The 13,052-nt window shown below is 65.2% G+C and carries 9 protein-coding genes; 2 read left to right on the top strand and 7 right to left on the bottom strand.

What is annotated here, in order from left to right; all coding sequences use genetic code 11:
• Positions 1-191: 191 nt before the first annotated feature.
• Both EV664_RS14020 and galA read left to right on the top strand, forming a co-directional pair.
• Positions 192-929: a GntR family transcriptional regulator gene (locus EV664_RS14020; RefSeq protein WP_133496344.1), complete on the top strand. Its 738-nt coding sequence runs from the start codon at positions 192-194 to the stop codon at positions 927-929.
• Between the two features lie 38 nt (positions 930-967).
• Entirely contained in the window at positions 968-3,874 is a 2,907-nt protein-coding gene (galA, locus tag EV664_RS14015) for a beta-galactosidase GalA (RefSeq protein WP_133496343.1), read from the top strand.
• Positions 3,875-3,915: 41 nt separating this feature from the next.
• On the opposite strand, the gene nagE is transcribed toward galA, so the two are convergent.
• The 7 genes from nagE to EV664_RS13980 all read right to left on the bottom strand — a co-directional run bounded on the left by nagE (position 3,916) and on the right by EV664_RS13980 (position 13,025).
• Positions 3,916-5,634 carry an N-acetylglucosamine-specific PTS transporter subunit IIBC gene (gene nagE / locus EV664_RS14010; protein ID WP_188656440.1) on the bottom strand — a complete coding sequence of 573 codons (1,719 nt, stop codon included), beginning with the start codon at positions 5,632-5,634 and terminating at the stop codon, positions 3,916-3,918.
• Complete coding sequence (ptsP, locus tag EV664_RS14005) at positions 5,631-8,225, bottom strand: phosphoenolpyruvate--protein phosphotransferase (RefSeq protein ID WP_162848864.1); 2,595 nt, start codon at positions 8,223-8,225, stop codon at positions 5,631-5,633. The genes nagE and ptsP overlap by 4 nt, the downstream gene beginning before the upstream one ends.
• Before the next feature lie 19 nt (positions 8,226-8,244).
• Positions 8,245-9,384: an N-acetylglucosamine-6-phosphate deacetylase gene (gene nagA / locus EV664_RS14000; protein ID WP_133496342.1), complete on the bottom strand. Its 1,140-nt coding sequence runs from the start codon at positions 9,382-9,384 to the stop codon at positions 8,245-8,247.
• Positions 9,381-10,391, bottom strand: coding sequence for an SIS domain-containing protein (locus EV664_RS13995; RefSeq protein WP_133496367.1), 1,011 nt, complete (start codon positions 10,389-10,391; stop codon positions 9,381-9,383). Before EV664_RS13995 ends, nagA begins: the two co-directional genes overlap by 4 nt.
• Positions 10,392-10,484: 93 nt before the next feature.
• On the bottom strand, positions 10,485-11,252 hold the full coding sequence (locus tag EV664_RS13990) for a copper homeostasis protein CutC (RefSeq protein WP_133496341.1): 768 nt from the start codon (positions 11,250-11,252) through the stop codon (positions 10,485-10,487).
• Between the two features lie 70 nt (positions 11,253-11,322).
• Complete coding sequence (locus EV664_RS13985; RefSeq protein ID WP_133496340.1) at positions 11,323-12,663, bottom strand: ABC1 kinase family protein; 1,341 nt, start codon at positions 12,661-12,663, stop codon at positions 11,323-11,325.
• Entirely contained in the window at positions 12,660-13,025 is a 366-nt protein-coding gene (locus EV664_RS13980; protein WP_133496339.1) for a thiol-disulfide oxidoreductase DCC family protein, read from the bottom strand. The genes EV664_RS13985 and EV664_RS13980 overlap by 4 nt, the downstream gene beginning before the upstream one ends.
• Between the last annotated feature and the right edge of the window lie 27 nt (positions 13,026-13,052).

The following is a 13,052-nucleotide window of genomic DNA, read 5'->3' as shown; positions in this document are numbered from 1 at the left end:
GATGTAACCAATCTAAGTCCTGACGCGCAATACATGAATCGTAACACAACATTTCCGGCTCACATCCTTTCCCGCCAAGGATGTTGCAAATGCGGCGGGATAGGACCAAACTGCATGAACCAACCGGCGACCGGAACAAAAACAATGCCCTCGTAACAGGGGGCGCGTCAGAATTGGGGCAGGCAATCAGAATGGCATTTGCGGATCTTGTAGGCGAATTTCGCGATGGAAACTCGTCACCGCTCTATCTCCAGCTTCAGCAGCTGATCCGTAATGCGATCGGTAACAACGTCCTTGCCCAGGGCGAAGCCATCCCACCCGAACGCGACATTGCCGATGAATTTTCGATTTCGCGCATTACCGTGCGCAAAGCGATTGGCGGGCTGGTCGAGGAAGGCCTGCTGACCCGGCGGCGCGGCGCGGGCACGTTCGTTGCGGGACGCGTGGAAAAGAGCTTCTCGAAGCTCTCCTCCTTTACCGAAGATATGATGGCGCGCGGGCGCACGCCCAGCAGCAGCTGGATTTCGCGTGCCGAGGGCACGGTCGATCCCGAAGAAGCGCTTGGCCTTGGCCTGTCGCCCGGCGCGCCGGTGTTCCGCTTCGCGCGTATCCGCTTTGCCGATGATGACCCGATGGCAGTCGAATTTGCGACGATGCCGCGCTCCTGCCTGCCGTCGCTCGATGCAGTGGAAGATTCGCTCTATTCCGCGCTCGACGCCGCCGGAAAACGGCCGGTTCGCGCGCTTCAACGACTGCGCGCCGTTCCGTTTCGCGGCGAACATGCCCGGTTGCTCGGCGTCGAGGCGGGCCATGCGGGCCTGTTGATCGAACGCCGCGCCTTTCTTCGCGACGGTACCGCCGTCGAATTCACCCGCTCTTATTATCGGGGCGATGCCTATGACTTTGTGGCCGAACTGAGCGACCTCTGACCGCTTGGCCGTTCGGCCGGACGGGAGCTTTCCTCATTATGGATCGACGCGAATTGCTCACCGGCAGCGCCGGCGGCGCACTGTTGCTGTCGTTCGGCCGGCCGTTGCCGGCGAAAGCGCGCGATGGCACACCCATCTCCGACGTCAATTTCCCGATGCCTGCGCCGCGAAACAGCGTGCTGCCGCCCCTGCCCCGGTCCGACCCCTCGCGCACCCGACTGGAACTGGGCTGGCATTTCCATGAAGGCGATATCCATATTCCGCCGCCAGAGGGGCATCACGAAACCTATCTGAGCGTGAAGGCGGGCAATGCGCGCGGCCCGGCAGCGCCCGACTATGATGACAGCGACTGGGATGTGGTGCGCCTGCCGCATGACTGGGCGTCGGCCCAACCCTTTGTCGAAACCGCCAATGTGTCGCAGGGTTATCGCCCGCGCGGAATCGGCTGGTATCGTCGCCGCTTCCGGCTCGATCCCGCCGATGACGGAAAAAAGCTCGAACTGCATTTCGACGGCATTGCCAGCAATGCGACGATCTGGATCAACGGTAATCGCGTTGCGCATAGCTGGTCCGCCTATAGCAGCGTCTATGTCGATCTGACGCCCTTTGCCCGCTTCGGCGATGCGATGAACGTCATTGCGATCCGGGTCGATGCGACCGCGATGGAGGGCTGGTGGTACGAAGGCGCCGGCCTGTACCGCCATGCCTGGCTGGTGCGCCGCGCGCCCTGCGCGATTCAAAGCGACGGGGTCCACTGCGATCCCCGCCGCGACGCGCAAGGGCGCTGGCACGTGCCGGTCACGGCGACGCTCGCCAATGTCGCGCGCGCGGTGGCGAGCGTCACGGTGACCGCCGAACTGCTCGACCCTGAAGGCAATTCGGTCGCGACGGCACAGGCGGCGATTACCGTACCCGTTCTGGAACAGGCCGATGCGGTGATGCGGATCGATCTGCCCGCACCGCCGCGCCTCTGGTCGGTCGACAGCCCGACGCTCTACACCGTTCGCGTTCGCGTTCTCAGCGATGGTCAGAGCGTGGATGAACGCAGCATCGCCATCGGCTTTCGCACGATCCGTTTCGATGCCGACCGGGGCTTTTTGCTCAACGGGCAGCCGGTGAAGCTGAAGGGCGTATGCCTGCATCAGGACCATGCCGGGATCGGTGTCGCAGTACCCGATGCGATGCTCGCTTGGCGTCTCGAACGACTGAAAGCCATGGGCTGCAACGCGATCCGCATGTCGCACAATGCCCCCAATGCGGAGCTGCTCGACTGGTGCGACCGGATGGGCTTTCTGGTGATGGACGAAAATCGCCAGTTCAACCCCGCTCCCGAACCGCTCGCCGAACTGGAATGGATGGTGCGGCGCGACCGCAACCATCCCAGCGTCATTTTGTGGTCGGTCTTCAACGAAGAACCGATGCAGGGCACCGAATCGGGCGTCGAAATGGTCCGCCGCATGGTCGCCGCCGTGCGCGACCTCGACGATGCGCGTCCGATCACTGCGGCGATGAACGGCGCCTTTTACGATCCCGTCAATGTGTCGAGCGAAGTCGATGTGATGGGGTTCAATTATTATCAGGACCAGTATGACAAATGGCATCGGCTGAACCCGGCCATGCCGATGACCAGTTCGGAAGATACCAGCGCCTATGAGACGCGCGGCGCGTTCAAAAGCGACCCGGACGCGCATGTCATCACCTCTTATGACGAGGAGGCCACCTCCTGGGGTAATACCCATCGCGCTTCGTGGCAGATGATCGCCGAACGTCCGTTCGTCGCGGGCGGGTTCGTGTGGACCGGCTTCGACTATCACGGCGAACCGACGCCCTATGCATGGCCGACCATCGCCAGCTTCTTCGGCATTCTCGATCTGTGCGGCTTTCCCAAGACCGCGTTCGGCATCCATGCCGCGCAATGGATCGACGACCGGCCCGTGGTGTTCCTCACGCCCCATTGGAACTGGCAGGGCAAGGAAGGCGAGGACATCAAGGTGTTCGTCATCACCAACGCGGAAACGGTGGCGCTGCGGCTGAACGGTCGCGATCTAGGCGTGCAACGCGCCGACCGGATGACGGGCAATGTCTGGCAAATCCCTTTCGAACCGGGCCGGATCGAAGCGATCGCGATGCGTGGCGGCAAGGTGGTGGCGAGCGATGCGAAAGACACGACATTCGCGCCGGTCGGCCTGCGCCTCACCCCTGCGCGCGACCGGATGGCGGGCGACGGCATCGACTGTCAGCCGGTGACGATCGACGCGATCGATGCGGCGGGACGCCATGTGCCGACCGCCAATCTGATGACTCATTTCACCGTCGAGGGTGCGGAGATACTCGGCGTGGGCAATGGCAATCCCAACAGCCATGAATCGGAAAAGGGTAATCAGCGCTCGCTGTTCAACGGCCTTGCCCAGATGATCATCCGCGCCGATGCCGGGCCGGGCACCATCCGCATTCGCGCAACGGCAAAGGACCTCGAACCCGCATTGCTCGAAATAGCGCGCACAGACCGGCCGGAGGTTCCGCAGGTGGCGGTCCCGGCGGCGGAGCTGGCGCTGGACAACTGGCGCCGCTCACCGGTCTTTATCGAACGGCCCGAACCCGACACCGCACCTGCCGACGGCGACAATAACAGCTGGGCGTTCGTCCATGCCGGAACGCCGACCCCGGCGGAGGATCAGCCGGGCTGGCGTGTCTATCGCGCGAGCTTCGCGCCGTGGAAACGCATGGTGGCGAAGGGTGCGAGGATTCGCTTCGAACGGATCGCGGGCAGCGCCGAACTCTGGGTCGACGGTGTGCGGACTTCGCGGAAGAACAGCGCGGCGCCGGGGCCGCTTACCGCCACGCTTCCCGCCGGACCGGGAGAGCGCAGCGTCGTCTTGCTGGTCGAAGCACCCAAGGCGCGTGAATCCGGCATCATAGGGACGGTTACGGTCGTGCCGCTATAAGCCAAAAGCGGTGCCGGTCGTTCCCGGCACCGCTGATGCGCTCAGGCAAGCAACGCGGCTGCGCCATCCTTCCGCAGCAGCAAATGCACGACATCGTCGCCGACGCGTGCTACCCCGCGTATGCCGAGCGATTGCAACGCGTCTTCGTCGATTTGCGTATCGTCGGCGAGCACCAGCCGGATGCGGCCGCCGCGCAGCTCCGCCGATCGCACCGTGCCGCCCAGCGCCTGCACCACGGCCGTGCCAAGCGTCACCGTGCAGTCGTCGCCGGCTCCGGCCTCGGCCTGAGCAGGCGCGGGCATATCGCCGCCCGCATCGATCGCATCGCGTATCTCCATCGCCACGACATCGGCGATGGGGCCGACCACCACCTGCACTGCATTGGCGGACGGACGAAGCACGCCATGCGCGCCCAGCGCCTTCAGCGCATCGCCATCGACCTTGTCCTGATCCTCGACGATCAACCGCAGCCGGGTGGTGCACGCGCCCACCTCGCGCAGATTGGCGCCACCGCCCAGCGCGCGGGCAAAGGCAGCGCCGCGCTCTCCGGCCGGGGCGGGAGCGGCCTTGCCAGCCGCCGCGCCCTCGCCCTCCGGCTCGCGTCCGGGGGTCGGCAGGTTCATCTTGCGAATGACGAAGCTGAAAATGCCGTAATAGAGCAGGAAATACACCGCACCCACCGGCAACAGCATCAGCGGCCGTGTCGCTTTGCCGTAATTCAGCAGATAATCGAACAGCCCTGCCGAAAAGCCGAAACCCAGCTTCACGCCCAGCAGGTTCATGATGACCATCGACACACCGGTCAGCACCGCATGGATGGCGTAAAGAACCGGCGCGAGGAACATGAAGCTATATTCGATCGGCTCGGTCACGCCGGTCAGCAGCGATGTGAGCGCAAGGCTGAACAGCATCCCGCCCACCGCCGCGCGACGATGACGCGGCGCTGCGTGATACATAGCAAGGCATGCGGCGGGCAGGCCAAACATCATCACCGGGAAGAATCCGGCCATGAACGCGCCCGCGCTGGGATCGCCGGCGAAGAAGCGCCGCAGATCACCGGTCGCGCCCATATAATCGCCCTGCACGAACCAGAAGACATTGTTGAGCACATGGTGCAGCCCGGTGACGAGCAACAGCCGGTTGAGCACGCCGAATGCGAACAGCCCGAATTCGCCGCTTTCGGCAATGCCGTGGCTCAGGCCGTCCACCCCGGCGCTGATCGCACCAAAGCCCAGCCCCACGATCGCGGCAAGCACCAGCCCGGCCACCCCGCTGACAATCGGCACGAACCGCCGACCGCCGAAAAAGGCAAGATAGTCAGGTAATTTGGTGGCCGAAAAACGGTTATAAAAATTGCCGCCGATCAGCCCGGAGACGATCCCTATCGGCACGTCGATCTTTGCGACCGCGCCCGCCTTCCACGCCGCGACGGCCAGCGCGGCGCTCGCCTGATCCATGCCCGCCCCGATATCGCCCGGCACGGTGAGCAGCGGCTTGGCCGCTTCGGTCGTCACCAGATAACAGACGATACCGGCAAGGCAGGCAGCGCCATTGCCGTCACGGGCATAGCCGGTGGCCACCCCGATCGCGAACAACAGCCCCAGATGCGAAAACAGCGCATCGCCCGCCGCGCTGACAAAGCCGATATCGAGCAGGTCGGGCTGGCCCAGCCGCAGCAACAGCCCCGCGACGGGGAGCACCGCGATGGGCAGCATCAGCGCGCGGCCCAGGGGCTGCAGCGTTTCGATCAGGCGCTTCATACGGCAAACTCCCGGGCAAGCGTTCGAACATCTTCGGCGGTGGCGCAGGCCAGTGCCTTTTCGGCAAGCACCTGTACGCTATCCAGCGTCAACCGGCTGACCAGCGCCTTTACCTCGGGCACCATCGCCACGGTGGCAGAAAGCTCGCGCACCCCAAGCCCGATCAGGATCGGCACAGCGAGCGGATCGGAGGCGAGCCCGCCGCACACACCCGTCCAGCGGCCATGGCGCGATGCGCCCCGACACGTCTCGGCGATCAGGCGAAGCACCGCCGGGTGCAGCCCGTCGATCGATCCGGCAACGGCGGGATTTCCGCGATCCATCGCCAGCGTATATTGGGTCAGGTCGTTGGTCCCGATCGACAGGAAATCGGCCTCCGCCGCGAGCAGATCGGCCCCGATCGCTGCTGCGGGCGTTTCGACCATTATGCCGAGTTCCACCTTCTCAGCGATGCCAAGCTCGTCCTTCACCCGGTCGAGCGCCGTCCGAACGCGGCGCAGCTCATCGACACCCGCAACCATCGGCACCATGATCTTTGCCTGGCCCAGCGGTGCGACCTTCAGGATCGCACGAAGCTGATCGTCGAGCACCTGCGGATTGGCGAAGCCCACCCGGATGCCGCGAAGGCCGAGTGCGGGATTTTCCTCCGCCGCGATGGGCAGATACGGCGCAGGCTTGTCTCCGCCAATGTCGAGCAGGCGAATAATCAGCGGACGGCCCTGCAAGGCATCGGCAATTGCCTGATATTCGCGCTGCTGCTCCCCGATATCGGGCGCGCTTTCGCGGTCGAGAAACAGAAATTCGGTGCGCAGCAATCCCGATCCTTCGGCCCCTGATTCGACCGCACGCGCGGCATCAGCGGCAGAGGCGAGATTGGCAAAGACCTCCACCCGCTCGCCATCGGCCATATGGCATGGCTTGCCCGCCGATTCGCGTGCAGCGGCAAGCGCCGCCGCGCGATCGGCGACCCGCGCCCGTGCAGCGCTCAGCACCTCCTCCGCCGGATCGACCGTCAGCGTCCCGGCAGTCGCATCCAGGATCGCTACCGCACCGTCCTCGACATGGCTGATGGCCGGTCCCATCGCCACCAGCGCGGGCAGTCCCATGCTGGCGGCGAGGATTGCCACATGCGAGGTCGGCCCGCCCTGCGCCACGCAAAATCCGCGTACCTTGTCCGGGTCGATTCCCATCACCTGCGAAGGCAGCAGATCGTCGGCGATAAGGATCGTATCGGGCGGGAGGGTCATCGCCGCGTCTTCCCTGCCCGTCAGCAGCGCGATCACGCGTCGCTCAAGGTCACGCATATCGTCGGCGCGTTCGGCCAGATGCGCATCGCCGGTCGCCTGCAACGCCTCTGCCTGAGGACGCAGCGCCGCCCGCCAGGCAGCTTCCGCACTCGCGCCGCCATCGATTGCCGCGCGTGCCATGTCGCGCAATTCGGGATCGGCCAGGATGGCGCCATGCGCTTCGAGGATCGCGCGGCCCGGCCCGGCGGCGTGCGAAAGATCGGCCTCGATCCGCTCAGTCAGAGTTGCGAGCGCCGCATCGAGCCTTGGCTCCTCGACAGCAGCGCCCTCGCCCGTCTCCGCGATATCGGCCTCTTCGACCCGCAGCCGACGCACAGTGCCGACGACCAGACCCGCTGCCGCCGTAACGCCGCGATAAATACCGTCGGCGGGCGGTGCCGAGGATATCACCGGCGCGGAAGGCGCAGCGACCGGCTTTGCCGCAGGCTTCGCCGACGGTGTATCGCTGCCCTCGCCCATCCCGCTTTCGATCAGCGCGGCGAGCGCATCGACCGCTGCCTTCGCATCCTCGCCGCGCCCGATCACCGAAATCTTGTCGCCGTGCACCACGCCCAGCGTCATCAGGCCGACCGGGCTTGCAAGCTTGGCACGCTTCCTCCCCTTGGCCAGCCATAGTTCGGCGCGATAGTCGCTCGCCGCCGCACGCAACCGGGCGGCAGGGCGGGCATGAATGCCATGCGCCAGCGGAACCCGGACCTTGCGCGTCACCTCGTCGCCTTCGCTCACCGGTGCTTCAGCTTCGCTCCCCGCTTCCGGCGCTACTGCGATCAGCCGCAGGATCGGCGCTCCTGCTTTCACCATGCCGTCTTCGTGACAGCGCACGGCGCGAAGCGTGTCGTGGGTCAGCAGCAGGATCGGCGTGATCGCTGCTGTGGCGTTGCAGATGATCGCATCGGGGTCGAACCGGATCAGCGGGTCGCCGGTGCTGACCGTTTGCCCCTCTTTGACACACGGCGTGAAGCCTTTGCCGCCCATCGCCACCGTATCGATGCCGATATGCATCAGCAGTTCCGCGCCATTGCCCAGCGCCAGCGTGACCGCATGGCCGGTCGGCTGCACCCCGCGCACCACTGCATCGCAGGGCGCATACAGCGTCGAACCGACCGGATCGATCGCCACGCCATCGCCCAGCAGCCGATCGGCGAATACAGCATCAGGAACTTCGTCGAGCCCTGATATCCAGCCTTCCAGCGGCGAACGAAGCGTGATCTCTACCTGTTCAAGGCCATGATCGTCGGCGGTCGGCGATGTTTCAGTCAGCGCGGGTCTCCCCTTTGCATGCATGGTTCGAAAAATCGGAGGCTCAGGAAAATCGGTTCCCGCCGATCCAGGTATCGACATGGCGGAAATCAGCATCGAGCTGCACCCAGTCGGCGACAAGGCCACAAGCGAGCGCGCCGCGTTCGTACGACAGGCCCAGAAATGCTGCGGGATTGGTCGCGCTCAGCGCAACGGCATGTTCGGGCGTGACGTGAAGGCGAGTGACCGCGTTGCGAAACGCGCTTGCCATGTCCAGCGCCGACCCGGCCAGCGTGCCGTCATCGCCGAAGCACCGCCCGGCCTCAACATGAATGGTCCGCCCTTGAAGGTCGAAACTGCCCGATCCGTCGCCTCCGACACAGGGCATGGCGTCAGTGACCAGCATCATCCGGTCGCGGGGACGGGCACGCAATGCCACGCGCAACGCGGCGTCGTGGACGTGAAAACCATCAGCGATCAGTCCGCAATAGACGCGGTCATCCTCCAGCGCGGCGCCCACAATTCCCGGCGCGCGATGATGGAGCGGCGACATCGCATTGTACAGATGCGTGATGCCGGTGACGCCCGCATCGATGGCGCTGCGCGCCGTCTCATAATCCGCATCGCTATGGCCGATGCTGAGCAATATGCCGCTATTGATCAGGCGTGCGATCTGATCGCGCTCGACCTTTTCGGGGGCAAGCGTCACCAGCCGCACCCCTGCGCGCGGTCGCGCAAGCAGCTCGATCAGTTCGGGGTCAAAGCGGCGGACGCGCGCCGGATCATGAATGCCGTGCCGCTTTTCGTTGAATACCGGGCCTTCGATATGCGCGCCGACCACGCCGGGAACCCCGGCGGCCATTGCCGCGTCCAGTGCATCCAGCGCGCGCGCGATGACATCGCTGCCGTCGCTGATCAGCGTGGGAAGCAGCGCGGTGGTGCCGAACCGGGCATGCGCCCGGGCGATCGCCGCCATGCCTTCAACAGTCGGCGCATCATTGAACAGGACGCCGCCGCCGCCATTGACCTGCACATCGATGAAGCCGGGCACCAGCCAGCCGCCGTCAAGGTCGATCACGATATCCGCATCGGCGGACAGCGGCGCAATATCGGCGATCCGCCCGTTCGAAACCTCGATCGTCGCGCCGCTCAGCGCACCTTCCGGGGTAATGATACCGCCGTTCCGGAAACTGAACCTGGTCATCGCGTTTCCGTCACCTTGCTCAGATATTGCGGCTTGTCGGGGTCCATGCCGCGTGCCAGCGCCAGCGCATTGACCATGCGATAAAAGCTCTGGACCATCAGGATCGGTTCGATGGCCGGATGGGCCGGAATGGCGGGAAGCGCGGCTTCTCCGTTACCCGCCGGATCGGCGACGCGCAGCAATGCATCGCGCGCAGCAAATTCCTGCGCTGCTTCGCGCACGCTATCGCCCGCCGTGTCGGATGTCGCAAAGCCAAGCACCGGAAATCCGGCGCGAACGATCGTCATCGGCCCGTGGCGAACCTCCGCCGCGCTGAACGCTTCGGCATGCAGCGCGCAGGTTTCCTTGAACTTCAGCGCCGCTTCCTGCGCGATACCGAAACTGTAGCCGCGCCCGATCACGAACATATTGGTCGCATCGCGAAGCGCCGGCACCGCGCTGCTCCAGTCGAGCCCGCACGCCCGCTCCAGTTCGCCGGGCAAGGAGTTCACAGCCGTCAGCAACGCTTCGTTTTCCGACCAGAGCGCAACCATCAACGCCTGCGCCGCGAGCGCGGTGATATAGGATTTGGTCGCGGCCACCGATTTTTCCGGTCCTGCGCTGAGCGCGACCAGCGTATCGGCCTGCTGCGCCAGCGGCGACTGCTCGTCATTGACCAGCGCCACGATGTGCGCGCCCGCTGCGCGCTGGGCCGTTACCGTGGCGAGCAGATCGGGACTGCGTCCGCTCTGCGAAATGGCGATGCAAAGCGTTGCCGGCTCCTCCGCGACGTTCGCCGAAAAGACCGATGCGACCGACGGCGCGGCCGATGCGACCGGCACTCCGATCATCGTTTCGATCAGATATTTGCCATAGGTAGCTGCATGATCCGACGATCCGCGCGCAATGGTGACGATCCGCGCAGGCGGCGCGGCGCGAAGCCGTTCCCCGAGAGCCGTCAGCCGCGTCAGGTTCGCTTCGATCATCCGGCCGACAGCGGCACCGCTTTCGGCAGCTTCCCGATCCATCAATGTGGTCGCGACATCCCGTTCGGATGCCGGACCGGCGGTGCCCTCTACCACGCTGCCCCCTTTCCTAAAGCTGGAAGGGTATCCAATAAGTTAGGTATTGGTATGGTTCAAGTTATATCGCACCTGTGAAATAATCTGGCGCATTTCCGCTACTTTTCGCGCGTCTGTCCGCTTCTTTCCGGCCGGTTCGAAACCAAAACGGACCTCAGGACTCGTATCGTCATGCATAGCGGCAGCGGTGCTGCAGGAGGAATGCAGTTCGCGCACGCCGGTCGCCAGAATCGCTTCGGCATTGGAAGGGTCGACCCCGCTTCCGGCAAGCAGGATGATCCGTCCCCCGGCGCGCTGATGCAGTCGCGCCAGAACTGGCAGCGCATCCGGCGCGCGCGGCGCTCCACCCGAGGTCAGAATACGGTCGAACCCGAGCGCGATTGCGCTGTCGAGCGCTGCGTCGAGATCGGGACACAGATCGAACGCGCGGTGCAGGGTCAGCGACAGCGGCGCTCCGCGTGCCTCTCCCAGCGCACGGGCATGCGCGACCCATTGGCTGAGCAACCCCTCGTCCAGCGTACGATCCTCACCGCTCGCGCCGATGACCACGCCCGCCAGCCCCGCTTCGGCGGCAAGGCGGATATCGTCGGCGACCAGCGCGGCGTCAGCGGCACCATAGCGAAAACCGCCGTCGCGCGGACGGGCGAGCAGATGCACCGCAATCGGCTGCCGGGTGGCATAGCGAACCAGCGATTCGGGCGGGGTCAGTCCGCCAAGCGCAAGCGCGGATGCCAGTTCCAGCCGGTCCGCGCCGCCGCTCAAGGCCGCATCGATCCCGGCAGCGTCATCGACACAGACTTCCAGCATAGCGTATTTCCCTTAACCGCGTCCGATATCGGGCTCGCATATCCGATGATTTCGGCCGGGGCGAGCGTGTTTAGCCGCGCGTTCGCGCAAGCTCGCGCTCAACCATCGCGCGAACATCAACCTGCGCCTTCAGCCGCGCGGCGAGCAGCGCGGTGCCGCTGATCTTGCGCTGCACGAACAATATGTCGGCGGGCGGGACGTGCCAGGTCGCACGATCGGCGGCGATCTCGCCGCCATCCTCGCGCAGCGTGGCGACGAACCGCCGGTCACCGAAATCGAAAGGTCCTGCCCGGTTGAGTTCGCCAAGGATGATATCGATCATCCGGTTCACCAGCACCCGATGCCGCTCGGCAGCTGCTTCGCCCAGAAAGCCTGCGGCGATGGCGGCGTCGCGCACCGCATCGCGATCGTTCGATAATCCGCTTTCGAGCAGCCGCCGATATCCCGCGGTCGTTGCAGGCGCGACGGGCCGAGCCGCGCCGAAATCGAGCAGGATCAGCCGCCCCGTATCCGGTTGATAGCGATAATTGGCGAAATTAGGGTCGGTCTGCATCACGCCGAACTCGAACAATTCGCGCAGCACCAGCCCGATCAGCATCGCCATCGCCGAATCGCGCACCGCCTGCGGCTCGCTTTCCAGCGCCTCGATCGGGCGCCCCTCCAGATAGGTCATGGCAAGCACCTGTCCGGTCGTGAAGTCCGGCGCGGGCACCGGCACCAGAAATTCGGGGCGATCGGCCAGCAATTCGCCGAAACGCGCCATCTGCTCGCTTTCGCGCGCATAATCGGCTTCTTCGGCAAGCTGCACCTTTGCCGCTTCGAGCAGCGGCGCGATATCGAGCTCACGCGGGAGCAGCCCCGATATCCGGAGCAGTGCGGCGACATTATCGACATCCGAATCGATGCTTTCGCGCACGCCCGGATATTGCACCTTGATCGCGAGTTCGCGCCCGTCCAGCGCCACCGCGCGGTGCACCTGCCCGATCGAGGCAGCGGCGATCGGCCGGGCATCGAACCGTTGAAACCGGGTGCGCCAGTCGCTTCCCCATTCGCGCGCCAGCACCTTCTGCAACTGGGCGGGCGGCATATGATGCGCATTGTCGCGCAGCCTCGCCATGATATCGGCGAGCTCCGGCGGCAGCATATCGCCCGCATCCATCGAGATCATCTGGCCGAGCTTCATCGCCGCGCCGCGCAGATGCGACAGCCGGTCGGCTACCTTGCCGATATTGGCCGGGGTGAGCAGCATATCACGCATATTGGGCCGCTCACCCCCGGCAAGACGCCGGACGCCCTCCGCCGCCATGCCGCCAGCGACGCCTCCCGCAAGCCGGCCGAACGCACCGAAGCGCGAAATCCGGCCACGCGGCACCTGCCGCCCGCGCGAACGCGCGTCGCTGTCGTCACTCATGCTGTCGGTCTCTTCTCACGGAATAAGCGTTGCAGTTTCGGGCGGGCCCGCAAAAACCGACGGTAGCCGCGCTCCAGAATGCTCAGAATCAGCGGCGAGCGCGCGGCAAGGCCCAGCGGGCGCAACAGCGGTATGGCGCGCCACATCGCCGCAAAGGCCGCAGCGCCGGAAAGCAGCCGGCCATCCTCGCTCGCATGAAAACGCGCCAGCAATTCAGCGCGATCGACCGGGCAGGCTTCATCCCTCGCCGCCTGCGCATCGATGAAGCAGATCGCACCGCGCCGGTCCAGTCGACGCATCAGCGCGATCTCCGCCGCGCATAGCGGACATGCTCCATCGTGCCAGACGATCAATCGGCTCATACCCGCTATATGGGGCGGCTATGCCCG

It is taken from the genome of Stakelama pacifica, from assembly GCF_004361835.1.
Lineage (GTDB): Bacteria > Pseudomonadota > Alphaproteobacteria > Sphingomonadales > Sphingomonadaceae > Sphingomonas > Sphingomonas pacifica.
Note: the sequence above shows the minus strand (reverse complement) of the source record. Positions and strands in the feature narration are given on the sequence as shown.